We start from the raw sequence: 24,395 nt of genomic DNA on the forward strand, positions 1-24,395 counted from the left end.
ACGCGGAGCGGAAGAGTACGATCGAGCCGGTCTTCGGCCAGATGCGGACGCGCGGCCTGCGGACCTTCATGCTCCGGGGCAAGCGCAAGGCCGGCCTGGAGTGGTCGCTTTGGTGCGCCACGCACAACCTGCTGAAGCTTTGGCGCGCCCGTAATCGGCAGACAACGCCCGCAATGGCGTAAAAGCGCGGGCATGCGCGCTTTGCCCTGCCCTCGGCACCCTCCGCTGCGCCACCAGAGCGACGAATCGCCCTCCGCTCCACCCCGTCCCACCCCTGGCTCCGGCACTGACGCCGGTCGTCGCCCCGCTCTGCCCCGTATTAGAGGTTTGCGGGACACGCTCTCAAACAGCGGGAACCCCCGAACCCGCTGCTGGCGCATCCGGTTCGGGGCTTCAACTGCATCGGGAAAACAAGCCTAGTCCGCCGCAGTCCGCGCAGGCGGACTTCGTGTCTTTTGAGGCGCGGTTTCAACCGCCGGGCCGGAACCCGCCCCCCCACACCAACCTCTCCTCGTCACGAATCTGGGGTGTGCTCCCTCTCCCACGTCTGTTTGTGGGAGAGGGTCGTCGTGCGCAGCACGCGGGGTGAGGGCCACGAGGCGGTGGGCGCGCGCCGGTTGTCCGTTCCCTGCACCGGGGACGGTTGGCAGCTGATTCCGCCTCTCCGCACGAAGCCGCGGCCCGCGGTCCGCGCCCCGTTCTCCGCCTCCCCGCATCCCCGTCCGTCAACCTCCGCGGCACCCGCCGCACCGCCCCCGCCCGCCCATCCGCCGCAAGCGCGGGTGAACAAATGTGTTCGGCGTTCGCTGGACGGTTGAAAGCGGGCGCCCGTTGCGGTAAGTTTTCGGGATGGCAGAAGAAAACCTGATCGTCCGCGGCGCACGCGAGCACAACCTCCAGAACATCGACGTCGAGATCCCCCGCGACCAGCTCACGGTAATCACCGGGCTGAGCGGGAGCGGCAAGTCGTCGCTCGCCTTCGACACCATCTACGCCGAGGGGCAGCGGCGGTACGTGGAATCGCTTTCCGCGTACGCCCGCCAGTTCCTGGGCATGATGGAAAAGCCCGACGTCGACTCCATCGAGGGGCTCTCGCCGGCCATCTCCATCGAACAGAAGACCGCCGGGCGAAACCCGCGGTCCACCGTCGGCACCGTCACCGAGGTGTACGACTACCTGCGCCTGCTCTGGGCACGCGCGGGCACCCCCCACTGCCCCACCTGCGGCAAGCCGGTCGCCCGGCAGAGCGCGCAGCAGATCGTGGAACGGCTCATGGAGCTTCCGGCCGGCACCTGGCTGGAAGTGCTCGCCCCCGCCGTGCGCGGCCGCAAGGGCGAGTTCCGCGACCTGTTCGAGGAAATGCGCCGCAAGGGCTTTACCCACGCGCGCACCGACGGCGAGGTGCACCGCCTGGAAGAGCCCCCCGTGCTCAACCGCCGCTCCAACCACGACATCAGCATCTACGTGGAGCGCAAGGTGGCGGTGGATGGCGAAAACCGCTCGCGCATCGCCGACGCGGTGGAGCAGGCGCTGCGCTCCGCCGACGGCGTGGTGCAGGTTGTGGCGCACACGCCGGACGCCGTCGATCCGGAGCCGGAGCTGTTCAGCGAGCACTACGCCTGCGCGGAGTGCGGCGTCAGCATCCCGGAGCTGGAACCGCGGCAGTTTTCCTTCAACTCCCCCTACGGCGCCTGCACGGCGTGCGGCGGCCTGGGCACGCGCAAGGAGCCGGACCCGGACCTCGTCCTGGCGGACCGCTCGCTCTCCATCCTGGAAGGCGTCGTCCTTCCCTGGGGCGTGCCCCGCGGCCATCTGCGCGGGACGATCCTGGAAGGGCTGGCCGACGCGGTGGGCTTCGACCTCAACACTCCGTGGCAGGAACTGACGGACGAGGTGCGCCGCCTGCTGATGTACGGCGCGGACGACAAGGGCGCGCCCAAGGGTGGCAAGGCCATCAGCAAGAAGCTGAAGTGGGCCGGCATTCTGCGCGACGTGGAGCAGCGCTACAAGGAAAGCAGCAGCGACTCCGTGCGCGAGACGCTGGAAGAGTACATGAGCACCCTGGCGTGCGGCACCTGCCACGGCGCGCGGCTGCGGCCCGAAAGCCTGGCCGTCACCGTCGGCGGGCGCTCGCTGGGCGACATCGTGGCCATGCCGGTGGCGGAGTCGCTGGGCTTTTTTGAGTATGTGGACGGCCTGCCGACCATGTCGCGCGACATCGCCGCGCCCATCCTCAAGGAAGTGCGCGAGCGGCTGTCGTTTCTGGTCAACGTGGGGCTGGAGTACCTGACGATGGGCCGCTCGGCGGAAACGCTCAGCGGCGGCGAGGCGCAGCGCATCCGCCTGGCCACGCAGATCGGCTCGCGGCTGGTGGGCGTTCTCTACATCCTGGACGAGCCCAGCATTGGCCTGCACCAGCGTGACAACGAGCGGCTGCTGGAAACGCTCAAGCAGCTGCGCGACCTGGGCAACACCGTGCTGGTGGTGGAGCACGACGAGGACACCATCCGCGCCGCGGACTACGTCGTCGACCTGGGCCCGCGCGCGGGGCGGCACGGCGGCAAGGTGATCGCCGCGGGTTCGGTGGATGACGTGACCGCGGCGGAGGAGTCGCTTACCGGCGCTTACCTGCGCGGCGAGCGTCGCATCGAGATTCCCGTGGAACGGCGGATCCCGGTGGAGGGGCGCGAGCTCACCATCCGCAACGCGCGCGAGCACAACCTGCGCGGGCTGGACGTCAGCATTCCGCTGGGCTGCTTCGTGGCGGTGACGGGCGTGTCGGGATCGGGGAAGTCGACGCTGATCAACGACATCCTGTGGAATGTGCTGGCGCGCAAGTTCTACCGCGCCAAGACGGTGGCCGGCGCGCACGACTGCATCGACGGGCTGCAGCTGCTGGACAAGGTGGTGGACATCGACCAGTCCCCCATCGGCCGCACGCCCCGCTCCAATCCCGCCACGTACACCGGCCTTTTCACCGTCATCCGCGACCTGTTCGCGGAGCTGCCGGAAAGCAAGATGCGCGGCTACACGCCCGGGCGCTTCAGCTTCAACGTCAAGGGCGGGCGCTGCGAGGCGTGCCAGGGCGACGGCCTGGTGAAGATCGAGATGCACTTCCTGCCGGACGTCTACGTTCCGTGCGAGGTGTGCCGCGGCAAGCGCTACAACCGCGAAACGCTCGAGGTGTTCTACAAGGGCCACTCCATCGCCGACGTGCTGGAACTGACGGTGGATGAAGGGCTTGAGCTGTTCGACGCCGTCCCTCGCCTGAAGCGCTCGCTGCAGACGCTGTCGGACGTCGGTCTCGGCTACATTCACCTGGGCCAGGCCGCGACGACGCTTTCGGGCGGCGAGGCGCAGCGGGTGAAGCTGGCGACGGAGCTGAGCAAGCTGGCCACCGGGCAGACGTTCTACATCCTGGACGAGCCCACGACGGGGCTGCACTTCGAGGACGTGCGGATGCTGCTGGAGGTGCTGCACCGGCTGGTGGAGCGGGGCAACACGGTGCTGGTGATCGAGCACAATCTGGATGTGATCAAGACCGCGGACTGGATCATCGACCTGGGGCCGGAGGGCGGGCCCAAGGGCGGCGCGGTGGTGGCGGCGGGAACGCCGGAGCAGGTGGCGCAGGTGGAGGGATCGTTCACCGGGCGGTTCCTGCAGACGCTGCTGGGCAAGACCGCGCCCGCGGAAACACCGGCCGCCCCCGCGGAGCCGGGCACCCGCAAACGCGGCCGGCCGCGCAAAACTGAGAACGCGTGATGAACTGAGGGCCGCTCTCCGGAGCGGCCCTTCGCGCGTCCGGGGCAGATGGTCGTGAACAGCCGGTCATCGCCGTCCGATGGGGGCGGTGAAAGGCGGTCACGGCCGGCGCGGCTTGCGGCAGACGTTTTCGGCGGATATTCATCCGTTCCCGCTCCGGCCGCGCTTTCGGCCCTCCCTCGTCACCCGATTCTGATTCCATCCGTGCGATACCGCCTGCTGCTTCTGTCGAGCCTTGCCTTTGCCGCCGCCGCGCCCGGTGCGGCCTCCGCGCAGGATTCCCAGCTGCCGCTGGAGCCGGGCTGCGTGCGCGAGCGGATGCCGGCCCGCAGGGCGCGTCCGGACCGCCGCCGGCCGGAGGAGATCCGCCGCGACTCCACGAACAAGTCCATTCGCGACACCGTTCAGGCGCGCATCATGGAGGCGGCGCGGCAGGCCGGCGTCGCGGAACCGTACGGCGACCTGGTGGTGGAGTTCGTGAACCACCAGACCGGCGCCACGCGGGCGTTCGTGGACGCCAACGTGGCGGGCGACGTGGTGCAGGGCGTGCTGGACCAGGCCGCGCCTCTGCTGGCCACGCTTCCCGTGGAAGACGAGTACTTCGTGGTCTCCCTGCCCCAGCGCACCGAGCCGCCCCTGGCGCCGGGGACGGAATACATCGAGTGCCCTCCCGTTCCGGTGAACGGGCCCGCGGTCCGCGCCGCGTTTCAGCAGTTGATGCTGGCCAATCCCGGCATGGACGGCGCCATGAACCTCCGGCTCCGCTTTCTGGTGAGCCGCAACGGGCACGTCCTCTACAGCTATCTCAGCCGCGGCTCGGTGGACCCGCAGGTGAAGCCGGCCTTTGTGGAGCTGGCCCGGCTGTACGTTTTCCGCCCGGCGACGGTCAACTATGAGCCGGTGAACGTCTGGACGGAGCAGCCCCTGTCTCTGGTGAGCGAGCCGTAGCACCTGTGGCCGGCATCCCGGGCCCGGCGGGGCCCGGGATGCGCTCCGCTTCCGCAAGTCCGCCGTCCGCCGTAGCTTGTGCGCAGTGCCTCCCCGCGGTTCCCGCACCCCCGCAGTCCCCATGTCCAGCTCCCACCCGCTGCTGCGCGGATTCGTCCGCGTGCTTTCCGCCACCTCGTTTGCGCTGGGCGCGCTGACGCTCATCGGCTTCGTGCAGGAGGTCCGGCTGAGCGGCGCCGGCTTCAGCATCCATTTGCTGGTGATGATGGTGCTGCTGAGCGCGGGCGGGCCGGCGGCGGCCATGCTGGCGCTGGTGCTGGCGTTCCGCAGCTGGGACCGGCAGGACGCGCGCGTGCTGGCCACCTTTCTGGCCCTGCTCTCGTATCCGCTCGCCGGCGAATCCGTCTGGTGGATGCTGACGGCGAGCGGCCTTCCCCGCTGGGCCATGATGTCGCTGGACACGCTGCTCCCCCTGATGGCCGTGGCGGGAATGGCGATGCTCATCCGCTTCTCCGCCGTCTTTCCCCGCCCGCTGCACCCTGCGGACGTGCAGCCGCGCGCCCGCTCGCGCCCGGCCCGCGCCATCTCGGCCGCGCAGGCGTGGACGATGGATGAGCGGAACCTGCGCCGCACCGCCGCGTGGTTCTGCGCGATCGTCGTCGTCATCCCGCAGATGGTGAACATCGCGATCGAGGGTGGCGGCGCGCGACTGCGGCTGGCGGGCGTGGCTGCCCGGTATGCCACCGTCGCCGCGCTGCTCGCCACGCTGGTGATCGCCCTCGCCAACCTGCGGGCCAGCTACCGCCGCGCGGATGCCCCGGAGCGGCGCCGCATTTTCTGGGTGCTGGAGGGGTGCGTGCTGGCCGCCGCCGTCGCGCTCATCGCCTCGGCGCTCCGGCTGCTGCAGAGCGCCACGGGATACACGCCGCCGGTTCCCTACTGGTTCGCGCTGTCGCTGCTGGCGGGCTTTCTGGGGCTGCTGGCCTGCCTTGCGTTCGCCATGTTCGGCTCGGGCGCGCTTGACCCGGCGCTCGCCATCCGCCGCACCGCCGTCGCCAGCGCGGTGGGATTGATGACGGTGATTCTCTTTGCCACGCTGGAGCAGGTGCTGCAGGGCTGGGTGGGCGCGCGGCTGGGGCTCAGCGACCGGGCGGGGGGCGTGCTCACCGGTGTCGCCGTCGGGCTGGCGTTCGAGCCCGTGCGCACCCGCACCATCCTGCTCGTGGAGCGGCTGATCGGCGCGCCGAAGCCCGCGGCGGACGCGCCCGCCGCCGCGTCCACCGTCCCCGCCGTTCCCGCCGCCCTCGCGTGACGCTAACTCGCGCCACCGTACTCCGCGCCGCCATGCGCTATCTGCTCCTGCTGGGCCTGATCTACGCCGGGTTCTCGCTGCTGATGTGGGTGGCCGCGGACCGGCTGATCTTCATGCCGCCGGCCGCGCGCTACGCCCGTACGCCCGACATCCTGCTGCTGCCGCGCGACGGGGGCGGCGTGGTGGCGGCCGTGCACCTGCGTAATCCGGACGCGCGGTACACCGTGCTGTACAGCCACGGCAACGGCGAAGACCTCGCGCAGGACATGCCCTTTCTGCGCGACCTGCGGGACGCGGGCTTCAGCGTGCTGGCGTACGACTACAGCGGCTACGGCCTCAGCACCGGCCGTCCGTCCGAGCAGGCCGCCTACCGCGACGAGGACGCCGCGTTCGACTACCTCACCCGCGCCGCCGGGGTGCCCGCGGACCGCATCATCGTCCACGGCCGCTCGCTGGGCGGCGGGCCCGCGGCGGATCTGGCCGCGCGCCGCCCTGTCGCGGGATTGATTCTGGAAAGCACCTTCACCAGCGTCGGCGGGGTGTTCAGCCGGGTGCGGGTGCTGCCGTTCGACCGGTTCCGGACGGTCGACAAGCTCCCCCGCGTCACCGCGCCGGTGCTGGTGATTCACGGCACCTCGGACGAGGTGATTCCGTTCGCGCACGGGCAGCGGCTGCGCGCCCTCGCCCCGGGGAACGCGCGCGAGTTCTGGGTTCAGGGCGCCGGGCACAACGATCTCGTGTTCGTCGCGGGCGAGGCGTACTGGCACACGCTGCGCGATTTCGCCGCCTCGCTCCCCGCGCCGCCGCCGCGCTGAATCACTGGTGCGGTTGAGGGTGGATCGGCCGCGGCGTACTCCGAGGCGCCGACTGCCCGGATCACCCCGCCTGAAACCGTGGTGCGCATCCGCCCGTTCTGGATGCCGGATCGCGTCGCGCCCGGCCTGTCTCGGCCCGGCACCCGCGCGGCACCAGCGGGTACACATCCGCCTCGCCCCATCCCCGATCTTCCTGGAGTTCTTCCATGCGCCGTCGCGGTACGCTGTTCCCCTTTCTGGCCCTGGTCGCGTGCGCGGTTGCCGCGTGGCTGTACTGTACGCCGTACCTGGCCATCCGCGCCGTGCAGCGCGCCGCGGAGTCGGGCGACACCCAGCGGCTGAGCCAGCTGGTGGACTTCCCCGCCCTGCGCACCAGCCTGAAGGAGAACGTGCGGTCCGCGGTCTCCAATCAGATGGCCGGCCGCGCGGGATCGCGGATCGGCGCCCTGACGGGGTTCGCGGCAGGCGCGCTGGCCAGCCCGGTGGTGGACGCGGCGCTCACCCCATCCGGCATCGCCGCGCTGACGCAGGGCACCGCGCCCGGAAGCCGCCGCACGCGCGACGAGGATGACGAGCCGCTGCGCGCCAACCTGGACATCGACCGGGGCTACGCGGGCGCCAACCGCTTCGAGGTGCGCTACCGGGACCGCGATTCCGGCGCGGAGCGGCTCGCGCTCATCCTGCACCGCGACGGCCTGGGCTGGAAGCTGGCCAGCGTCCGCCTCCCCGGCGCCGACGTCGAGCAGTAGCTCACAGGTAGCCGGCGGGCGGGCTGATGACGTCCAGGTCCGTTTTTCCGAAGTCGTTCCCGATGTACAGCAGTGCACGGTCTTCGACGCGCGACATGGCATAGCTCAGGCAGTCCCCGAAGTTGAGCCGCGCTCCCTGGCCGCTACCCTTTCCGTAGCGCGCATACGCGGCGGCAGCTACGGGCCAGTGCCGCGACGCGAAATCGATCTCCGCGACTTCATGCCGGCTGAAGAACTCGTCCAACAGCGAGCGCCACTGTCCTTTCTTGCGGGTTACCAGGACGACGCCGCACTCGGCCAGAGTCGCCGTCCCGATGGCCACTTCTGACGCCATTTGCATTCTCGCGATCAGAAATCCGGCTTGCGGCTCCTGCAGGATGATCGCGATCACCGCCGAAGTATCCAGAATCATGCGGTGGCTACCTCCGATTCATTTCCGGACGAGGCTACGACCTCACGATCATTCACCAAGCACCTCCTCTTCATGCGTCTGCGTTAGTATCCGTCCGGGCCGTAGCCCAGGATTTCCTCGCGTTCTTCTTTGGAGATGATCGTCCCTCGAACGCCGGGCGGGAGCTTGGACCAGATGTTCCGCTCCATCCACAGCAGCGAATCGGCGATGTCGCGCGCCTGCTCGGGGCAGACGAGCAGCGCCTGACGGATCTCCGGGAGCTTGTCGGCACCCATCTCCCGCGCCACCTCCCGCGCGATTTCCTCCAGTGCGGGGTCCTGAAACGGCCGGGGCTCCGGCGCCGTGTCTACCGTGATGCACACCACCTCGCCCAGCATGTGCGCGCGCACCCCGCGCTCCGTGCTGCCGATGGTGGCCAGCGCGTCCGCCGTGCGGCGCAGCACGACGGCCCGGTCGCGCAGCACCGTCCGCAGCGCGTCGCCGGGCTCGGCGGACATCCCGCACGCGACCTCGGCGAGCAGCGCCTGGATCTCCTCATCCTCCAGATTCCACACGCATCCGCACGGCTCCACCGGATCGCGGCAGGGGACAAGATCCGGAAAGTGACGGTGCAGCGGCGCGCCGTACTCCATCCGCTCCGCCCGTTCGGCGGGGGAGAGAGCCGGGGGCGCCGGCTCACCGCGCACCCGTGCGCGCCGCCATTCCTCCTCGCGGCGGTCCAGGTACGCGGCCGTGTTCCGGGCCGCGTGCACCTTCAGGCGCAGGGCGGCGCGCAAGGCCTCCGTCCGGCACAGGCCGCTCTCCCGGGCCACGTGGCCGACAAGACACAGCGTTTCGCGGTCGTCGATCGTGATCATGGGGACACTCCTCCGGTTCATTCGGATCGCGCTCCGTCCAGTTTAACAGCGATCCGCTAACCGGTCCAGACCGTCCACAAAACCGGTCCGCAACGTGGCTCGGAGAGAGCGTCTGGCACCCCGCCGCCCGCGCGCCTATCTTGCCCGGCATGGTATCTCTCTTCGACATCCTGGGTCCGACGATGGTAGGTCCTTCCTCGTCGCACACGGCCGGCGCCTGCCGGCTGGGGCTGATTGCGCGCGCCGTTGCCGGCGGAACGCCCGACCGCGTGCGCATTCAGCTGCATGGTTCCTTTGCCGCCACCGGTGAAGGCCACGGAACGCACCGCGCCATCGTGGGCGGGCTCGTGGGGCTGGCCCCCGACGACCTGCGCCTGCGCGAAGGCTACGAGGAGGCGCGCGCCGCGGGCCTCACCTGGGAGTTCGAGGAGATCGACCTGGGCGACGAGGCGCACCCCAACACGGCCATCTTCCACATCGACCGCGCGGACGACAGCCTGGTGGTGCGCGGCGCGTCGCTGGGCGGCGGGCGGGTGGAAGTGTCGGAGATCGACGGCTTTCCCGTGGCGCTGGGCGGCGCGTACCACACGGTGGTGCTGCTGGCGCACGACGAGCCGGGGACCATCGCCGCGGTGGCCACCATCCTTTCCGCCCACCACGTGAACCTGGCCACCATGCGCGTGGACCGCACCGGGCGGCATCAGGACGCGCTGATGACCATTGAGGCCGACGAGCCGGTGAGCGACGCCGCGCTGGGAGCGATCCGGTCGTTTCCGTGGCTGCGGTGGGCTCGGGCCGTGCCGAGGATTGCGTAAAGATCAGGGAATAGGGAATGGGGAATAGGGAATAGGGGGTCCGGCGCGGGGGCCGGCCGGAGCACGGCTCCGACGGGAGGGCAGCCGATCAGACACCGCCGGGATGTCCTCGCACCGCTCTTGCAGCCTATTCCCCATTCCCTATTCCCTATTCCCTGCAGTTCCTCATGCACAAGTCCATCGAATCGCTGCTCCGCGACGCCGAACAGTCCGGCCGCCCCATTCCGCAGGTGGTGCTGGAAACGGAGTCGCGCGAAACCGGCGTTCCCGCCGAGCAGATCCGCGCCCGCATCGCGCACACGCTGGGCGTCATGCGCCGCGCCATCGACGAGGGGCTGGAGGGCAAGGTGCGCTCGGCGTCCGGGATGACCGGCGGGCGCGCCAAGCGGCTGTGGGACAACGGGCCTCGCATGCTGGGCGAACGCGTCACCATCACCCTGGCGCGCGCCATCGCCACGCTGGAGGTGAACGCGGCGATGGGGCTGATCGTCGCGGCGCCCACGGCGGGGGCCGCGGGGGTGCTGCCGGCGATCCTGATCTCGGTGGATGAGTTCGCGGACGGGCTGGGCGAGGAAAAGCTGATCGACGCCATGCTGGTCGCGGGCGGCGTGGGCGGGGTGATCGCGCAGCGCGCCTCGCTGGCCGGCGCCGAGGGCGGCTGCCAGGCCGAAACGGGGACCGCCGCCGCCATGGGCGCCGCGGCCGTCACCTGGCTGCACGGCGGCACGCCGGACCAGATCAGCACCGCCATCGCCCTCTGTCTTCAGGGCATGCTGGGGCTCATCTGCGATCCCATCGGCGGGCTGGTGGAAATTCCCTGCATCTACCGCAACGCCAGCGCGGCCATGCAGGCCATCTCCGCGTCCGAAATGGCGCTGGCCGGGCTGGACTTTCCCGTGAACGCCGACGAAGTGATCGACGTCATGGGCGAGGTGGGGCGGCGCATGCCCAGCGCCTACCGCGAAACCGCCATGGGCGGGCTGGCCGCCACGCCGTCCGCGCGCCGGCTGGTGCAGATCCGCCCCACCAGCCGTCCCTCCGGCGCCAGCTCCTGACCTTCGCCCGCCGCCGGGCGGCCGGCCGCGGGTGAAACTTTGCGCCGGGGCGCGACGTACCCCCGCTGCATGAGAAAACGGACATGGGAATCGTAATCCTGATCCTGGCCGTGGGGCTGGCGGCGCGCATGGTCATTACCGCGCTGCCCCGCTCCACCGGCGACTCGGACATCGCTTCGCGTGACGCCCAGATCCGTGGCCTGCGCGAAGAAATGGACACCCTGCAGTCCGAAGTGCGCCGCCTGAGCGAGGAACAGTCGTTCATGGTGGGGCTGCTTGGACAGGGCCAGACCCGTTCGCCCGGCGCGCTGCCCGCGCCCGGGCTTCCGACAAACAATCCGGAGAGCCGCTGATGGTGAACCGCGAGGACGTGGTGAACTTCCTGCACCGCATGGACCTGGAGTTCGAGGAAGTGGCCGAGGGAATGTGGACGGCCTACCCCGACGAGCAGGACGGCGGGGCGCCCCTGGTGATCAACCACGCGCCGCCGCTGCTGGTGTTTCGCCTGAAGGTGCTGGACGTGCCGCAGGACCAGCAGAAGTGCTCGGACCTGTACCGCGCCCTCCTGCGCGCCAACGCCACCGAACTCGTGCACGCCGCGTACGGGCTGGAAGAGGACGACGTGATCCTCACCGAGTCGCTGGAGCTGGAAAACCTGGACTTCAACGAGTTCCAGGCCACGGTGGATTCGTTTCAGATGGCGCTGGCCACGCACCTGGATTCGCTGGCGGGGTATCGCGACTGCTGATGCGCACGGCCGTTCTTTTCCGCTGACCAGGCACGTCCCCCCGGAGCCGCGCACGCGCGTTTCCGCCCGGGACCTACACGTTGGGATCCGATGGGAATCTTCCAGAAGCTGTCGACCCTTGTCCGGTCGAACCTGAACGACCTGATCGCCCGGGCCGAAAACCCGGAAAAGATGCTCGAGCAGGTCATCATCGACATGCGCGAGCAGCAGACCCGGGCCAAGCAGGAGGTCGCGCTCGCCATCGCCGAAGAGCGCAAGCTCAAGTCGCAGGTGGAGGCCGAGGCCAAGCAGGCGCAGGAGTGGGAGCGCCGCGCCATGCTCGCGCTGCAGCAGGGCCGCGACGACCTGGCCCGCCAGGCGCTGACGCGCCAGCAGGAGTACGCCCAGCGCGCGCAGAGCCTGCACGACACCTGGCAGAAGCAGGCCTCCGACACCGAAAAGGTCAAGGACGCCCTGCGACAGCTGCAGGTCAAGATCGAAGAGGCGCAGCGCAAGAAGAACCTGCTGGTAGCCAAGCAGAAACGCGCCCAGGCGCAGCGCCGCATTCACGAGACGATGGCCGGGCTGTCGGACTCGTCCGCGTTCGAAACGTTCGAGCGCATGGCGCAGAAGATCGAGCACAACGAGCGCCTGGCCCTGGCCGCCGCCGAAGTCTCGGAAGAGCTGAACGGCGATCCGCTGGAAAAGGAGTTCAAGGCGCTGGAAGCTGGCAGCAGCTCCGACGTGGAGTACCGCCTGCTGGAGATGAAGCAGCAGATGGGCATTCTTCCCCCGGCCGAGGCCGCGCCGCCGGCCGCGCTTCCGCAGTCCGGCGCCGGTTCACGGCGGCTGGGCGCGGGACAGGGAATGGGGCAGGACATGACGGTGCAGGACGCGGAGCTGGTGGATGACGACGCTGGCGCGCACACCGCCGCCGAGCGCACCGCCTACGCCCAGCCGGACGCCACCCGCGCGCAGCCGCCCCAGGCCGCCCCCGACGGCGACCTGGCCGCGCAGATCGACGCGCTGAACCGCGCCTGATCATCCGCTGAACGCGCCGCCGCCCTTCCGGGCGGCGGCGCTCCGGCGCGGCCCGAAGGGAGCACCTTTCCGATCAATCCTTTCCTATTCTTCACTTCTCCGGAGCCGCCATGAAGACCATTGCCGCAAGCCTGCTCGCCGGTGCCGTGCTCGCCGGCGCCGCTCCGGCCAATGCTCAGCCGAACGTGGTGCGCGTTCCCGGCAAGGTGGTGGAGGTGCTGGGGCTGGAAGACTGGACGGTACCCATGCTGGAGGAAGCCCTCCGCCGGAAGGGCGAGGTTTCGCTTGCTTCGCACGCGTGCGCGGTTGCGCTGCAGCAGATCGGCTTTCCCGCCGCGACCTCCTCCACGACGATGACGATGGGCGACACAGTCGAGTATGTCACTCTGACGCTGGTGGAGCCGGCGGACTCCGTGCGGGTGCGGCGCCTGTACCTGCCGGACGACACCACGAGTGTCCGGCAGGAATGGAGCGGGCTTCCGGCCCGGCTGCGCACGCAGCCGGGCCGGTACAAGGACGCATTGGAGATGATGGCGTGGGAAGGCCATCTCCCCGACATGTCCCGGCGGGACAGCCTGGAGATTCAGCGCGTCTGGGACTTCTGGAAGTCGCACGGCACGCCGGCGGACCTCGCCCTCGCCCGGCGGGTGCTGGCGGCGGACTCCGGCATGCTGAACCGCGTGGTGGCCGCCTCGCTGCTCGCGTACGGCCCCGCGACGGACGAGGTGCTGCACCAGTTGATGCACTCGGTCCGGGAACAGAACGACATCGTTTCGGGAATGGCGGCGTACTCGCTGACGACGCTTGCCCGCACGCCGCGTCGGGTGGACTGGGCGCCCGCCGTGGACGACATCCACGCCATTCTGCGCGGCACCTCGCTGTGGAACCTGGACGAGGTCATGAACGCGCTCGTGGCGACCGGGGCGGATTCCACCCACGCCGCGCGCTTTCTGGCCGGCGGCGGCGAGGCCGTACTCGCGCGGCTGGACAGCCGCTCCGAGGACGTATCCGGACCCGCGCGCCGCTTTCTGACCGCCCTGCGCGGCGAGGACCTGGGCGCCGACCCCGCGGCGTGGCGGGCGTGGGTGGCGTCGCTGCGCGCGGAGTAGGCGCGGACGGACGCTGGAGGGGACGCCGCCGTTGGCGCGGGGCGCTCCGGATTGATAGCTTGCGCGGGGCCGGCATTCTGCCGGTCCCGCTTTTCGTTTCACGGGACTCCGCCATGAGCGCCAACCCGCCCGCCCGCGAGCACGCCCAGCCCCGCCCGTCGCCCTACGCCGTGATGGGCGCGGCGGTGGGGACGGTGCTGCTGCTGTACTTTCTGTTCAGCGTGGCCGAGGTGCTGCTGCTGCTCTTCATCGCGGCGCTGTTCGCCGTCTACCTGAGCGCCATCACCGACTTTCTGGAAGACCGGCTGCGGCTGCCGCGCGGGCTGGGGATCGTGTCGGCGCTGCTGATTACCGCGGCGGCGGTGGCGCTGGTGGGGTGGCTGGTGCTGCCGCCCGTGGTGGCGCAGACGCAGGCGCTGATCACCGCGCTCCCCGCGCAGATCCAGATCCTGACGCAGACGCTGGTGGACCTGGGCGAGCGCTATCCGCTGGTGAAGGCGGTGCTGCCGCCGGAAAAGATCACCGCGCAGCTCAGCGGCGTCGCGGAAAACGCGGGCCAGTTCGCCACGGGGCTCTTTCCCTTCGTGTTCGATACGCTGCACACGTTCGTGAACCTGGCCAGCGTGTTCGTCATGGGCATCTACATGGCGCTGCGCCCGCAGATGTACAAGGAGGGCGCGGTGTCGCTGGCGCCGCCCGTCCACCGCGAGCTGGTGCGGGACATTCTGAGCGACCTGGGCGTGTCGCTGCGGGCGTGGATCGGCGGGCAGCTGATCGCCATGGTGTGCCTGGGCGTACTGACGTGGATCGGGCTGCTGGTGCTGCACGTGCCGTTCGCGCTGGCGTTCGGCGTGTTCACCGGCGTGGTGGTGATGGTGCCCTTCTTCGGCAGCCTGGTATCGACGCTGCTGCCGGCGCTGTTCGTGTTCGGGCAGGGGAACATTGCCCACGCCATGGGCGTGGTGCTGCTGGGCGTGGTGGTGCACATCATCGAGGGCAACTTCGTTCATCCCATGGTGATGGAGCGGCGGGTGCACCTGCCGCCGGTGCTCACCATCATGAGCGTGCTGGTGATGGCGCACCTGCTGGGCGCGTTCGGCCTGGTCGTCGCCGTCCCCGTGCTGGCGACGGTGATGGTGATTACGCGGCGCATCTACGTGCACCGGCTGCTGGAGGGCAAGGGCTTCCGCCGCTTCGTGCGCGACGCGCCTTCGGAGGTGCGCGTGCCGGAATCCGCCGTGCGGATGGACCCCGGCCCGCTCAGCATTCCCGCCATCCTGGAACAGGCCGGCGCCGCCCCACGCTGATCATACGGGCGGGCGGCCAAGCCCGGCTGCTGGAGCGACTGAAGTTGCCGCTTCAACAGCGGAAAGCCTCACGGTAATGCTGTGAGGCTTCAACCGCGTAAACCAGCAGGCACCCGCGCGGGCTCCTCGGATGCGCGGAACAGAAGCCGCACTGCGGCCGTTGTTTGTCATCCTGAGCGAAGCGCCGAGCAGATCTGTCCGGCACGCCCGACTCTGGCGCGAAGTCTAAGGATCTTGCCACGGCAGATGTGGCGCGCTCGGCAGGCGGGGTCCGAGCCAGACTCGAACCGGGGTGCTCGTGGCCGGCCATGTGGCAAGATCCTTCGACTCGCTGCAACCAACGGTGCCGCCGACACCGCCGTATCGCCGCTCGCTCAGGATGACAAGAAGGGGCACCGTCTCCACCTTCGCCACGAAGCCCGTTCGATGTCATTCTGAGGAAGCGTGCGCCGCTCTCTCCGCCGCGCCGGATTTTGCGCGACCGAAGAATTCCGCTCCGAACCGTGAGCCGAGCCGCTGTCCGGCACCGCGCGTCCGACCGTCCGCCGCGCCTGCCGCTCTGGAGGCGAGTGCGATCCGGCGATCGCGGGCCAGTGTGGAGCGGGATTCTTCCGTCGGCGCCACAGTCTGAGCAGGGCGAATTGTGTCGCGCGGCGCCTCGTTCAGAATGACATGGGACGAGTGAAGCACATTCCAACAAACAAGCACTGGGCACTTGGTACCGGGCCCTGAGCACTTCCCTTCTCCGCCACGTCTGGATGCAGCAGCCTGACCTCACCACGTACCGCTACCTGGTTCTCGCGGAGGGCCACTTCGGCCCGCTGACCAGCAAGACCGCCAACAGCGCCGTCCGCTTCCTTCCGGACCGCGTGTTGGGCATCGTGGATTCCACGCGCGCCGGGCAGACGGTGCAGGACGTCCTGGGCTTCGGCGGCGAAATCCCCATCATGGGATCGATGGAAGAGGGTCTGCGGCTGAACCCGACGGCGCTGCTGATTGGGATCGCGCCGCAGGGAGGCGCGCTCCCGCCCGCGTGGCGGCCCGCGTTGACGGCCGCGATCCGCGCGGGGCTGCACGTGGTGGCGGGCCTGCACGCGTACCTGGCCGACGACGCGGAACTGTCCTCGCTGGCCGCGGAGCACGGCGTGCGCATCCACGACCTGCGCCGCCCGCCCGCCGGCCTGCCGGTGAGCAAGGGCCACGCGCGCAACATCGGCGCGTACTCCGTGCTGACCGTGGGCACGGACTGCAACATCGGCAAGATGACGGCGGGGCTGCGCATTCGCGACGCGCTGCGGGCCCGCGACGCCAAAGTGGGATTTGCCGCCACCGGCCAGACGGGAATCCTGATCGAAGGCTGGGGAATCGCCGTGGACGCCGTGGTGGCGGACTTCATCGGCGGGGCGGCGGAAACGCTGGTCCTGAAGGCGGCGGAGGGGAACGACATCGTGATGGTGGAGGGCCAGGGCTCGCTCGTGCACCCCGGCTACAGCGGCGTCACGCTGGGCCTGCTGCACGGCTCCATGCCCGACGGGATGATCCTGTGCCACCAGCCCACGCGCACCTGCCCGTACGGCGCGGGCAATCCGTACTCGTGGATGCCGCTGCCCAGCGTGCCGGAGATGATCCGCATCGTGGAGGGCGCCATCGCGCCTCTCCGTCCCTCTCCCGTCATCGGCGTCTCGCTGGTGACGTTCGACATGGACGAGGCGGCGGCGCGCGACGAGGTGGCCCGTATCCAGGACCTCACCGGCCTGCCGACCACCGACCCGGTCCGCTTCGGCGCGGAGCCGCTGGCAGACGCCATTCTGCGGGCCGCGGCGCGGAAGAAGGGCAACTGATCATCTCACGCAGAGCAGCAGAGGAGCAGAGGAAAAGCTGTTCTCTGCTCCTCTGCTGCTCTGCGTGAGGCCTTGCCCTGAAAGCAGAACGCCCCGCGAAAGCTCGCGGGGCGTTCCGGTCCATCGAAAAGAAGCGCTACGGCAGGCCGGCTACCACTGGATGGTGCCCTGCTTGCTGGTATCCACCTGGTCCGCCTCGCCGCCGAACAGAAACTTCTCGGTCTGTTCGTACAGCATGGTCTTGGCTTCAGGATCGCGTACGTTGAGGCCGTAGTGGTTGATCAGCATGGTCTGCTGCTTGAGCCACTGCGCCCAGCAGTCCTGGCAGATGGACGCGTGAATGCGCTTGCCCAGGTCGTTGTTGTAGGGCGCAAACGCCAGCCCGGGCTTCGTCTGCCCGCAGCGCGCGCAGGTAACTTCGGCCATCGGTGGTCATCCCTCGCGAAAGTGTGTCCGCGCCGCGCGGGCGCGTTGCCGCCCCGAATCTAACCACGCACGCCGCGCGCGGCCAATCGCCCGTGCCAGGAGCCATGCCCGAGCCCATTCCCGCCCGCCTGAGCGACGACGGCCGCACCGCCACCTGGAACCCCGCCGCCACCTTTGCCGCGCAGGTCCTGGTGCGCGTGCGCGGCGCGTCGGGAGACACGGAGGAGCGCCGGTCGATGAACAGCGGCCGCGCCCGCGTCCGCGACGGCGAGCGCATCGAGGCCATTCTGGCGGATGAACGGCTGTAGCGGGCGATGATCGAGGCGAGGCGCGCCGGTCCGCGATGACCATCGCGCGCTCATTTGCGCCCGGACCTTGCGACGGGGACGCCGGAAGCCGAACTTGCGCGGTTCCCTCACGACCGGCGACATGGATTACGAACTGATCGAAGACCCCGAACGGCTGCGCACACTCGTAAGCGAACTGCGCGCCGAGCCGCTGCTGGGGGTGGATACGGAAGCCGCGGGCTATCACCGCTACTTTGACCGGCTCAGCCTGGTGCAGGTGTCGTCGCGCACGACGCACTGGCTGATCGACCCGTTCGCCGTGGGCGACCTGTCGCCGCTGGGCGAAGTGCTGGGCGACCCGGCGATTGAAAAGATCTTTCACGACGCGGATTACGACGTCCGCATTCTGGACCGCGACGCCGGCCTGCACCTGTCCGGCCTGTTCGACACGCAGATCGCGGCCGCCTTTCTGGGCGAAAAGCAGCTCGGGCTGGGCAACATCGCCGAAAAGTACCTGGGCCTCAAGCTGCCCAAGGAGTTTCAGCGCGCCGACTGGGCCGAGCGCCCGCTGTCCGAGGGGATGAAGCAGTACGCCGCCTCCGACACCGCGCACCTTCCCGAACTGCGCGACCGGTTGCGCGCGGCGCTGGAAGAGCGCGGCCGCCTGCACTGGGCGCAGGAAGAGTTCATCCGCCGCGAGGGGACGCGCTGGACGGAGCCGGAGGACGGCCGCGAGGCGTACATGCGCACCAAGGGCGCGCGCGACCTCACCCCGCGCGGGCTGGCCATTCTGCGCGAGCTGCACGAGTGGCGTGAAGGGGTGGCCCGCGAGCGCGACCAGGCCACCTTCCGCATCTTGGGCAACCAGGCGCTGCTGGAGATGAGCGCGTCGCCGCCGCCGAGCGCGCGCGACCTGCCCTCGGTGAACGGCATCAGCGAAGGGCTGGCGCAGCGCCGCGGCCGCGACATCATGGCGGCGGTGCAGCGCGGGCTGGACGTGCCCGAGGCCGAGCTTCCGCGCTGGCCCCGCTCGCCGCGGTGGGAGCGCGACCCCGAGCAGGAGGCGCGGGTGGAAACGCTGCGCGACGTCCGCGCCCGCGCCGCCGAAACGCTGGAGCTGGACCCCGGCTTTCTGATGTCGCGCGCGCTGCTGGACGAGCTGGCTCGCGTGCAGCCGCGCACGCGCGAAGAGCTGGAGCGGGTGCCCGGAATCCGCGCCTGGCAGGTGGAAGCCGTGGGCGACGTGATGCTCAAGGCGCTCAGCCGCTGAATTCGAACTGACCACGAGAGACGTGAGATGAGAAGCATCAAGGACGATCACGGGCGCGCCTGGGAAGCGGTGGCGCTCCCCATCAAGGTGGCGCACCTGCGCGACGGCGCCCAGCTGGCGTTCCGCCCCGAGTCCGGCGAGCCGGTCACGGCGCCCATCGACTTCAACAGCATCGAGGCGGCCAACTTCGCCATCAGCACCATGGGCGAAAAGGAACTGCGCCGCCGCCTGGAGTGGGCCAAGACCGCCGCGGGCGTAGTCTGAGGGAACCGCAACACCGTTTCACGCGGAGGACGCGGGGGTAGCGGGGGAACGCGGGGGAAGGGCAACAGAAAAGGACCGGGGAACGGGACGAGAGCCATCGTCCACGTTTCCCGGTCCCTTTTTCCGCCGATGCTGTTTCCCCAATGCCGTTCTTCAAAGATACCGTTGCCGTCGATGAAAAAGCCGCCCGCGCCCTCCCCTCCCCCATCCGTTCCCCCGCGCACCTCCGCCACCCCCGCGTCCTCCGCGTGAAACGGTGTCTGCCGAACCGTCCGCCCGACGAAAATCAGCCCCGGCGAACGAGAGTCCGCCGGGGCTGATCGTCATCATCCTGAACAAGGATCAGCGGGAGACCGGCCGGCGGTCCAGCACGTCGATGTTGGCGGATGACGGGCCGCGCTGGCGCTGAATGCGCACGGCCGTCTGCTCCGCGGCGCGCATGGCCCGCAGCACGTTGCCGCCCAGGATCTTGCGCACGTCCGCATCGCTGTAGCCGCGGCGCAGCAGCTCCACCGTCAGGTACGGAAAGCGCGACACGTCTTCCATCCCCTCCGGCAGCGACGTCACGCCGTCGAAGTCCGACCCGATCCCCACGTGGTCGATCCCCGCCGTCTTTACGATGTGGTCGATGTGGTCCGCGATGGTCGCCACCGAGCCGCGCGGCAGCGGGTGCGCCGCCATCCACTCATCCAGCGCGCGCTGCCGGGCCTGCGGATCGTTCGGATACTGCGCGGTGAGCTGCTGCTGCACCGCGCCCAGCCCGGTGATCTGCCGCGCCGCCGCGGGATCGATGAAGCCGGAGTAGAAGTTCACCATCACCACGCCGCCGTTGGCCGGCAGCAGGCGCAGCACGTCATCGGGCACGTTGCGCGGCATGTCGGCGATGGCGCGCGCCGAGGAGTGGCTGAAGATGACCGGCGCCTCCGCCACCCGCAGCGCGTCCTTCATCGTCTCCGCGGATACGTGGCTGAGGTCCACCAGCATCCCCAAGCGGTTCATCTCCCGAACCACCTCTTCGCCGAACGCCGTCAATCCCCCGTGCTTCGCCGAATCGGTTGCGGCGTCGGCCCAGTCCAGCGTGTTGGCGTGCGTGAGCGTCATGTAGCGCACGCCCAGCTCGTGAAACTGGCGCAGCACGTCCAGCGAGTTGTCGATCGCGTGCCCGCCCTCGATGCCGATCAGTGAGGCGATGTGCCCGCGCCGGTGGATGGCGACGATCCCGTCCGCCGTGGTCGCCATCTCCAGCTCCGGCGACGCCTCCGTCATCCGCTTGATCAGCCCGATCTGCTGCAGCGCAAAGCCCGCGGCCTCGCGCCCGGTGCGGTCCACGGGAACGTACGCCGCCCAGAACACGCCGCCTACGCCGCCCGCCCGCAGCCGCGGAATGTCGGTGTGGTTGGCGGGAAGCGAGCCGCGCGGGTCCATGGCGCCCAGGTCGCCCTGCGCCTTTTCGCGGATTTCCCACGGCAGGTCGTTGTGGCCGTCCACCAGCGGCGTGCCGCGGTGCAGGCGAAGGGCGCGCGCCATCAGCGGATCGGCCGCGTTCTGCGCGTGCACGCCGGCGGGCAGCGCCAGGAGCGCCGCCGCCAGCAGGATCGTCTTGTTCATGAACCGGGGGGAAGAAAGGCGGGGCGGTGGCGGGGCGTCAGCGGCTGACGACCCCGCGGAAGATGCCGGCCGGACGCAGCGCCAAGGCCTGCGTGGGGCCGATCCACTCGATGAGGCCCACCACGCGGTGGCGCTCCACGAAGGCGTCGTTCACCACGGGCGTGGCCGCGAACTCGCGCGCCCGCGCCGGCGGCACGATGAGCAGAAAGTCTTCGCGCTGCGTGTCGCGGGTGCTGCCCCACTTGCACTCGGCCGCGGGGATGCGGCCTTCCTGGATCAGGTCGCCCAGCGCGCGGCGCACCGTGTCGCCGCTGACGATGGTGAAGTTTTCCGGCGCCTCGCAGTACAGCTCGGCGCGCACCATGCGCCCCACCGCGGCCTGCCCCTCCACGATGAGCCGCTCGTAGCCGGCCTGCCCGTACGCGTCTTCCGGCGCGCGCCCGGCGGACGCGGCCGGGCCGTCGGACACCGGCGGCTCGATGGCCGCGGTGGAGGTGTTGAGCTGCTCGTCGCGCGCCACTCCCTTGTCGCCGCCCCCGCGCAGCCCGCCCAGCGCAATCACCAGCGCCAGCGCGCCCAGCACGCCGTACGACACCAGCGCCCACGGCTTGCGCCACAGGGGGACGGGAAGACGGCGGTCGGTCCTTCTGCGGTCGGTTCCGCGGCGGTCGCCGCCCCGTTCTCCCCGCGGCCCTTGATCTTGCGAATCGGTCATGACCTTGCGTTGCGTGTGCCTTCGGGAGCGGCCGTCACTCGGCGCGCGAGGGCGAGGCCGGCAGCGTGAGCCGGAAGGTGCTGCCTACGCCCAGGGTGGACGCGGCTTCCAGGGTGCCGCCCAGCGCCGTCGCCAGCCGCCGCGCGATGGACAGGCCCAGCCCGGTTCCCTCGCGCCCGGCGGTTTCGGTGTTTTCTTCGCGCCCCAGCTGCACGAATTCGTCAAAGATGCGCCCCAGGTCTTCTTCGGCGATTCCCGGGCCGCCGTCGGTGACTTCCACCACCAGCCGCCCGGTTCCCGCCCAGGCCAGGTGCACCCACACCGGGGCGCCCGCGCCGTACTTGAGGGCGTTGCTCAGCAGGTTCAGCAGAATCTGCCGCAGCCGCAGCGGATCGGTCACCACGGTGCCCACGTCGTCGCCGCTCAGCCGGCGCATGTCGCTGCCCGCGTGCGCGGCCAGGGGGCGCAGCGTGTCGAAGATCTCGTCCACCAGCCGGGCCACGTCCACCGGCTCCGGCTCCACCTCCGCGCGGCCGCTTTCCAGCCGGGAGATGTCGAGCACGTCGTTCACCAGTTCGCGCAGGTGGCGCGCCGCCCGCTGCGACCGCTCCACCGCCAGCTCCTGCTGCTCGCTCAGCGTGCCGTACACCTCCGCCAGCAGCAGGTCGTTGTACCCCATCACCGCGTTGATGGGGGTGCGCAGCTCGTGGCTCATGGCCGCGTAGAAGCGGTTGCGCGCGCTCAGGGCAATCTGCAGCTCGCGGGTGCGGCGCTCCAGCTGGTGGTTGGACGAAAGAAGCTGCTCCTGCCCGGCGTGCAGCTCCTCGGTCATGGCCAGCAGCTCTTCGTTCTGCGCCTCCATCTCCTCGTTCTGCCCCTGCAGCGTGCGGGACAGGCGCTCGTTTTCCTTGAGCTCGCGCTCCAGCTCGCCCAGGGCGCGCGCCAGGCGCGACTTTTCCTTGGCCAGCTGGCGCTGCGTGTTGGCCTGCTCGCTGTTGACGGCCGCCAGCTCCTCGTACAGCGCGTCGAAGCGGGGGTCGCGCGGGCTTTCCACCAGGTACAGGTGGTCGCCCTCCTCGTCCCACACGGGAAAGAAGCTGTGGGGCGCCACGGTGTCGCGCCCCTCCAGCATGAGCTCCCACGCCTGCGCCGGCACGAACCCGTCCGTGGCTTCGGGGCGCGGCTGGCGGGCCAGAATGGCGTCCAGCTTGCGGCGCGAGGGCCCGTCCAGCACCGAGCCCAGGGGGTGCCCCACCACGCCCCGCTCCAGCTCGCGCTCCAGCCGGCCGTTGGATTCCACGACGACGCCGTCGCGGCGCAGCTCCAGGACCATGCCCGGAAAGCCGCGCAGCGCGGGGTGCACGCCGAGAGCGGTGAGGTTCTTCATGCGGCGAACTTCTCCTTCAATCGCTCGGCCGCCTCCACCGCGTCACGCGCGGTCATGTCGGCGCCAAGGCGTTCCGCCAGCGAGGGGTCGTCCAGAAACGGGCGCCCTCCAACGGCGATCAGCGGTCCGTCCACGGGCACGGCCTCGCGGATGGACCGGATGGTGTCGGCCACGCGCGCCAGGTGCGGCGCGATGGAGGCCGACAGCGCCACCACCTGGGGACGGCGCTCGCGCACCATGCGCACCAGGTCGTCCGTGGGCACCGTGGCGCCCAGAAACAGGGTGTCCCACCCTTCCATTTCCAGCACGTCGCAGATCATCCGCAGACCCAGCTCGTGCCGCTCCTGGTCGGTGCACGCGGCGATCAGCAGCGGCCCGGGAAGGGCGGCGCCGTGAAACAGCTCGTCGTACAGCCGCGCCATGGCCGCCTGGGTGATGGCGGTGGCCAGGTGCTCATCCGCCACGGTGATGCGGTTTTCCTGCCACAGCCGCCCGATGTCGCGCATCACCGGCTGAAACACGTCCAGGTACAGCTCGCGGAGCGTAAAGCCCGCCTCGTGCGCCTCGTCGATGACCTCAAAGGCGGCGCGGCGGTTTCCCGCCACGAGCGCGTCCAGGTAGCGCTCCCGCGCCGCTTCGCGCGTCACGCGGCCTCCCGCGCGGCGCTCAGTGCAGCCACTCCGGCTCGCGGCGCGAGTCCATCAGCACCTCGAACGCCTCGTGGCGCACCTCCGTCCGCCCCATGATCTCCCCCGGTTCGCGCGCGTGGGATTCGGTGTGCTCCCGGCTGCGCATGTACGCGCGAAAGGCCTCGCGCGTTTCCCACGCCGTAAGGAACGTGTGCGTGGCCCCGCCCGCCTGGGGCCGCATCAGCTGCAGGTACAGAAAGCCGGGAAAACCGTCCACCAGCCCCGCGCGCTCCCGAAAGTGCGCCTCCAGGCCGGCCCGGTCCGCCTCCGGCACCGTCAGGTGGGAGATGAATACGAACATCGTACATCATGACGCAGGGGAATTCGCTTCCGGAAGTAAGCGTCCGCGCGCCCGCCGCGCAAGCGTTCATCCGTCTGCCCCGGCACCGGGGCGGCCGCTCCACTCCCACATCGCCAGCGCCGTGGCGACGGGGGCGGAATCGGCGTCGCCGCGCAGAACGCGCTCGCGCAGCTCTTCGGGACGCAGCAGGCACACGCGGGTGTCCTCGCCCTCGTCCAGTTCCTTTTCGCCCACGGGCCGCGCATTGGTGATCAGCACGGTGTGCAGGCGGGTGGTCTGCCAACTGGGGTTGAGCGCCACGCTGCCCAGCAGCCGCGGCGCGTCGCCCTGGTACCCCGTTTCTTCCCGAAGCTCCCGCGCGGCGCCGGCTTCCGGGGCCTCGCCCTCTTCCACGATCCCCGCGGGAAGCTCCAGCGTCACGCGCTGCAGGGGATGGCGCCACTGGCGCACCATCACCATCCGCCCGTCCACCGCCAGCGCGATGACGAGCACACCGTCCGGCGCGTCGGCGACGTGAAAGGTGTGCTCGGAGCCGTCCTCCGGCGAGCGGGCGCGGATGCGGCGGGCGCGGAACACCTCAAAGTCCCGCAGCGGCGTCTCGTCCAGCACCGGCCACTCGCGCGGCGCGCCCTTTTCTTCCCCCTGCATTCCCGCGCTTTCCTGGTTCCGTGGGAGAAGATGCGCCGCCGCCCGGGGCG

Annotated in this window: 26 protein-coding genes; 17 read left to right on the plus strand and 9 right to left on the minus strand. The window is 70.1% G+C overall.

Translation table 11 applies throughout. The annotated features are described in order from the left end of the window. The 6 genes from HNQ61_RS23080 to HNQ61_RS23105 form a co-directional block, all read left to right on the plus strand. The coding region (locus HNQ61_RS23080; protein WP_183685813.1) for a transposase at window positions 1-182 on the plus strand (182 nt) is incomplete at its 5' end. Between the two features lie 667 nt (window positions 183-849). Continuing rightward, window positions 850-3,762, plus strand: coding sequence for an excinuclease ABC subunit UvrA (gene uvrA, locus HNQ61_RS23085; RefSeq protein WP_170035153.1), 2,913 nt, complete (start codon window positions 850-852; stop codon window positions 3,760-3,762). Between the two features lie 204 nt (window positions 3,763-3,966). Beyond that, entirely contained in the window at window positions 3,967-4,710 is a 744-nt protein-coding gene (locus HNQ61_RS23090; protein WP_170035152.1) for a hypothetical protein, read from the plus strand. A 121-nt stretch (window positions 4,711-4,831) separates the two neighbouring features. Continuing rightward, window positions 4,832-6,022 (plus strand): hypothetical protein, encoded by a 1,191-nt coding sequence (locus HNQ61_RS23095; RefSeq protein ID WP_170035151.1) that lies wholly within the window; start codon window positions 4,832-4,834, stop codon window positions 6,020-6,022. A 32-nt stretch (window positions 6,023-6,054) separates the two neighbouring features. Beyond that, entirely contained in the window at window positions 6,055-6,837 is a 783-nt protein-coding gene (locus HNQ61_RS23100) for an alpha/beta hydrolase (protein WP_205761556.1), read from the plus strand. 206 nt (window positions 6,838-7,043) lie between these two features. Beyond that, a complete protein-coding gene (locus tag HNQ61_RS23105; RefSeq protein WP_170035150.1) occupies window positions 7,044-7,586 on the plus strand; it encodes a DUF2939 domain-containing protein in 543 nt (180 codons plus the stop codon). 1 nt (window position 7,587) lies between these two features. Here the strand turns inward: HNQ61_RS23105 and HNQ61_RS23110 are convergent, their stop codons facing one another. Continuing rightward, entirely contained in the window at window positions 7,588-7,998 is a 411-nt protein-coding gene (locus tag HNQ61_RS23110) for a type II toxin-antitoxin system VapC family toxin (protein ID WP_170035149.1), read from the minus strand. Between the two features lie 83 nt (window positions 7,999-8,081). Further along, the gene (locus tag HNQ61_RS23115; RefSeq protein WP_170035148.1) at window positions 8,082-8,855 is read right to left on the minus strand and encodes a hypothetical protein; all 774 of its coding nucleotides are present in this window, start codon (window positions 8,853-8,855) and stop codon (window positions 8,082-8,084) included. 149 nt (window positions 8,856-9,004) lie between these two features. On the opposite strand from HNQ61_RS23115, the gene sdaAB reads away from it, so the two are divergent. The 8 genes from sdaAB to HNQ61_RS23155 all read left to right on the plus strand — a co-directional run bounded on the left by sdaAB (window position 9,005) and on the right by HNQ61_RS23155 (window position 16,750). Beyond that, window positions 9,005-9,670: an L-serine ammonia-lyase, iron-sulfur-dependent subunit beta gene (gene sdaAB / locus HNQ61_RS23120; protein ID WP_170035147.1), complete on the plus strand. Its 666-nt coding sequence runs from the start codon at window positions 9,005-9,007 to the stop codon at window positions 9,668-9,670. Window positions 9,671-9,837: 167 nt separating this feature from the next. Beyond that, a complete protein-coding gene (gene sdaAA, locus HNQ61_RS23125) occupies window positions 9,838-10,725 on the plus strand; it encodes an L-serine ammonia-lyase, iron-sulfur-dependent, subunit alpha (protein WP_170035146.1) in 888 nt (295 codons plus the stop codon). A gap of 83 nt (window positions 10,726-10,808) precedes the next feature. After that, entirely contained in the window at window positions 10,809-11,078 is a 270-nt protein-coding gene (locus HNQ61_RS23130; protein WP_170035145.1) for a hypothetical protein, read from the plus strand. Continuing rightward, the gene (locus tag HNQ61_RS23135) at window positions 11,078-11,473 is read left to right on the plus strand and encodes a CesT family type III secretion system chaperone (protein ID WP_170035144.1); all 396 of its coding nucleotides are present in this window, start codon (window positions 11,078-11,080) and stop codon (window positions 11,471-11,473) included. Before HNQ61_RS23130 ends, HNQ61_RS23135 begins: the two co-directional genes overlap by 1 nt. A gap of 90 nt (window positions 11,474-11,563) precedes the next feature. After that, window positions 11,564-12,493, plus strand: a complete 930-nt coding sequence (locus HNQ61_RS23140; RefSeq protein ID WP_183685815.1) for a PspA/IM30 family protein — start codon at window positions 11,564-11,566, stop codon at window positions 12,491-12,493. A 110-nt stretch (window positions 12,494-12,603) separates the two neighbouring features. After that, the gene (locus tag HNQ61_RS23145; protein WP_170035143.1) at window positions 12,604-13,602 is read left to right on the plus strand and encodes a hypothetical protein; all 999 of its coding nucleotides are present in this window, start codon (window positions 12,604-12,606) and stop codon (window positions 13,600-13,602) included. 113 nt (window positions 13,603-13,715) lie between these two features. Beyond that, on the plus strand, window positions 13,716-14,909 hold the full coding sequence (locus HNQ61_RS23150) for an AI-2E family transporter (RefSeq protein ID WP_170035142.1): 1,194 nt from the start codon (window positions 13,716-13,718) through the stop codon (window positions 14,907-14,909). Between the two features lie 758 nt (window positions 14,910-15,667). Continuing rightward, window positions 15,668-16,750, plus strand: coding sequence for an N-acetyltransferase DgcN family protein (locus HNQ61_RS23155; protein WP_170035141.1), 1,083 nt, complete (start codon window positions 15,668-15,670; stop codon window positions 16,748-16,750). A gap of 150 nt (window positions 16,751-16,900) precedes the next feature. Here the strand turns inward: HNQ61_RS23155 and HNQ61_RS23160 are convergent, their stop codons facing one another. Then, complete coding sequence (locus HNQ61_RS23160; protein ID WP_170035140.1) at window positions 16,901-17,176, minus strand: oxidative damage protection protein; 276 nt, start codon at window positions 17,174-17,176, stop codon at window positions 16,901-16,903. Between the two features lie 104 nt (window positions 17,177-17,280). Between HNQ61_RS23160 and HNQ61_RS23165 the strand changes: the two genes are divergently transcribed. The 3 genes from HNQ61_RS23165 (at window position 17,281) to HNQ61_RS23175 (ending at window position 18,997) form a co-directional block, all read left to right on the plus strand. Continuing rightward, window positions 17,281-17,484 (plus strand): hypothetical protein, encoded by a 204-nt coding sequence (locus HNQ61_RS23165; RefSeq protein ID WP_170035139.1) that lies wholly within the window; start codon window positions 17,281-17,283, stop codon window positions 17,482-17,484. A 121-nt stretch (window positions 17,485-17,605) separates the two neighbouring features. Further along, on the plus strand, window positions 17,606-18,733 hold the full coding sequence (locus HNQ61_RS23170) for a ribonuclease D (RefSeq protein ID WP_221305277.1): 1,128 nt from the start codon (window positions 17,606-17,608) through the stop codon (window positions 18,731-18,733). 27 nt (window positions 18,734-18,760) lie between these two features. Next, on the plus strand, window positions 18,761-18,997 hold the full coding sequence (locus tag HNQ61_RS23175) for a hypothetical protein (RefSeq protein ID WP_170035137.1): 237 nt from the start codon (window positions 18,761-18,763) through the stop codon (window positions 18,995-18,997). 342 nt (window positions 18,998-19,339) lie between these two features. On the opposite strand, the gene HNQ61_RS23180 is transcribed toward HNQ61_RS23175, so the two are convergent. From HNQ61_RS23180 to HNQ61_RS23205, 6 genes are all read right to left on the minus strand, one after another. Further along, a complete protein-coding gene (locus HNQ61_RS23180; protein ID WP_170035136.1) occupies window positions 19,340-20,605 on the minus strand; it encodes a dipeptidase in 1,266 nt (421 codons plus the stop codon). 37 nt (window positions 20,606-20,642) lie between these two features. Further along, window positions 20,643-21,320, minus strand: coding sequence for a hypothetical protein (locus HNQ61_RS23185; protein WP_170035135.1), 678 nt, complete (start codon window positions 21,318-21,320; stop codon window positions 20,643-20,645). Window positions 21,321-21,354: 34 nt separating this feature from the next. Further along, complete coding sequence (locus tag HNQ61_RS23190) at window positions 21,355-22,707, minus strand: sensor histidine kinase (RefSeq protein WP_170035134.1); 1,353 nt, start codon at window positions 22,705-22,707, stop codon at window positions 21,355-21,357. Then, window positions 22,704-23,354 carry a B12-binding domain-containing protein gene (locus HNQ61_RS23195; protein WP_170035133.1) on the minus strand — a complete coding sequence of 217 codons (651 nt, stop codon included), beginning with the start codon at window positions 23,352-23,354 and terminating at the stop codon, window positions 22,704-22,706. Before HNQ61_RS23195 ends, HNQ61_RS23190 begins: the two co-directional genes overlap by 4 nt. A gap of 19 nt (window positions 23,355-23,373) precedes the next feature. Continuing rightward, a complete protein-coding gene (locus tag HNQ61_RS23200) occupies window positions 23,374-23,697 on the minus strand; it encodes an antibiotic biosynthesis monooxygenase family protein (protein ID WP_170035132.1) in 324 nt (107 codons plus the stop codon). Between the two features lie 66 nt (window positions 23,698-23,763). Continuing rightward, a complete protein-coding gene (locus tag HNQ61_RS23205; RefSeq protein WP_170035131.1) occupies window positions 23,764-24,345 on the minus strand; it encodes an NUDIX hydrolase in 582 nt (193 codons plus the stop codon). Window positions 24,346-24,395: the final 50 nt, after the last annotated feature.

Source organism: Longimicrobium terrae, from assembly GCF_014202995.1.
Classification (GTDB): Bacteria; Gemmatimonadota; Gemmatimonadetes; order Longimicrobiales; family Longimicrobiaceae; genus Longimicrobium; species Longimicrobium terrae.

Bases quoted from the DNA above. Each gene is read 5' to 3' on its own strand.
- uvrA (WP_170035153.1), top strand. From the start codon at position 850: ATGGCAGAAGAAAACCTGATCGTCCGCGGCGCACGCGAGCACAACCTC.
- HNQ61_RS23095 (WP_170035151.1), top strand. From the start codon at position 4,832: ATGTCCAGCTCCCACCCGCTGCTGCGCGGATTCGTCCGCGTGCTTTCC.
- HNQ61_RS23100 (WP_205761556.1), top strand. From the start codon at position 6,055: ATGCGCTATCTGCTCCTGCTGGGCCTGATCTACGCCGGGTTCTCGCTG.
- HNQ61_RS23105 (WP_170035150.1), top strand. From the start codon at position 7,044: ATGCGCCGTCGCGGTACGCTGTTCCCCTTTCTGGCCCTGGTCGCGTGC.
- HNQ61_RS23110 (WP_170035149.1), bottom strand. From the start codon at position 7,998: ATGATTCTGGATACTTCGGCGGTGATCGCGATCATCCTGCAGGAGCCG.
- HNQ61_RS23115 (WP_170035148.1), bottom strand. From the start codon at position 8,855: ATGATCACGATCGACGACCGCGAAACGCTGTGTCTTGTCGGCCACGTG.
- sdaAB (WP_170035147.1), top strand. From the start codon at position 9,005: ATGGTATCTCTCTTCGACATCCTGGGTCCGACGATGGTAGGTCCTTCC.
- sdaAA (WP_170035146.1), top strand. From the start codon at position 9,838: ATGCACAAGTCCATCGAATCGCTGCTCCGCGACGCCGAACAGTCCGGC.
- HNQ61_RS23130 (WP_170035145.1), top strand. From the start codon at position 10,809: ATGGGAATCGTAATCCTGATCCTGGCCGTGGGGCTGGCGGCGCGCATG.
- HNQ61_RS23135 (WP_170035144.1), top strand. From the start codon at position 11,078: ATGGTGAACCGCGAGGACGTGGTGAACTTCCTGCACCGCATGGACCTG.
- HNQ61_RS23140 (WP_183685815.1), top strand. From the start codon at position 11,564: ATGGGAATCTTCCAGAAGCTGTCGACCCTTGTCCGGTCGAACCTGAAC.
- HNQ61_RS23145 (WP_170035143.1), top strand. From the start codon at position 12,604: ATGAAGACCATTGCCGCAAGCCTGCTCGCCGGTGCCGTGCTCGCCGGC.
- HNQ61_RS23150 (WP_170035142.1), top strand. From the start codon at position 13,716: ATGAGCGCCAACCCGCCCGCCCGCGAGCACGCCCAGCCCCGCCCGTCG.
- HNQ61_RS23155 (WP_170035141.1), top strand. From the start codon at position 15,668: ATGCAGCAGCCTGACCTCACCACGTACCGCTACCTGGTTCTCGCGGAG.
- HNQ61_RS23160 (WP_170035140.1), bottom strand. From the start codon at position 17,176: ATGGCCGAAGTTACCTGCGCGCGCTGCGGGCAGACGAAGCCCGGGCTG.
- HNQ61_RS23165 (WP_170035139.1), top strand. From the start codon at position 17,281: ATGCCCGAGCCCATTCCCGCCCGCCTGAGCGACGACGGCCGCACCGCC.
- HNQ61_RS23170 (WP_221305277.1), top strand. From the start codon at position 17,606: ATGGATTACGAACTGATCGAAGACCCCGAACGGCTGCGCACACTCGTA.
- HNQ61_RS23175 (WP_170035137.1), top strand. From the start codon at position 18,761: ATGAGAAGCATCAAGGACGATCACGGGCGCGCCTGGGAAGCGGTGGCG.
- HNQ61_RS23180 (WP_170035136.1), bottom strand. From the start codon at position 20,605: ATGAACAAGACGATCCTGCTGGCGGCGGCGCTCCTGGCGCTGCCCGCC.
- HNQ61_RS23185 (WP_170035135.1), bottom strand. From the start codon at position 21,320: ATGACCGATTCGCAAGATCAAGGGCCGCGGGGAGAACGGGGCGGCGAC.
- HNQ61_RS23190 (WP_170035134.1), bottom strand. From the start codon at position 22,707: ATGAAGAACCTCACCGCTCTCGGCGTGCACCCCGCGCTGCGCGGCTTT.
- HNQ61_RS23200 (WP_170035132.1), bottom strand. From the start codon at position 23,697: ATGTTCGTATTCATCTCCCACCTGACGGTGCCGGAGGCGGACCGGGCC.
- HNQ61_RS23205 (WP_170035131.1), bottom strand. From the start codon at position 24,345: ATGCAGGGGGAAGAAAAGGGCGCGCCGCGCGAGTGGCCGGTGCTGGAC.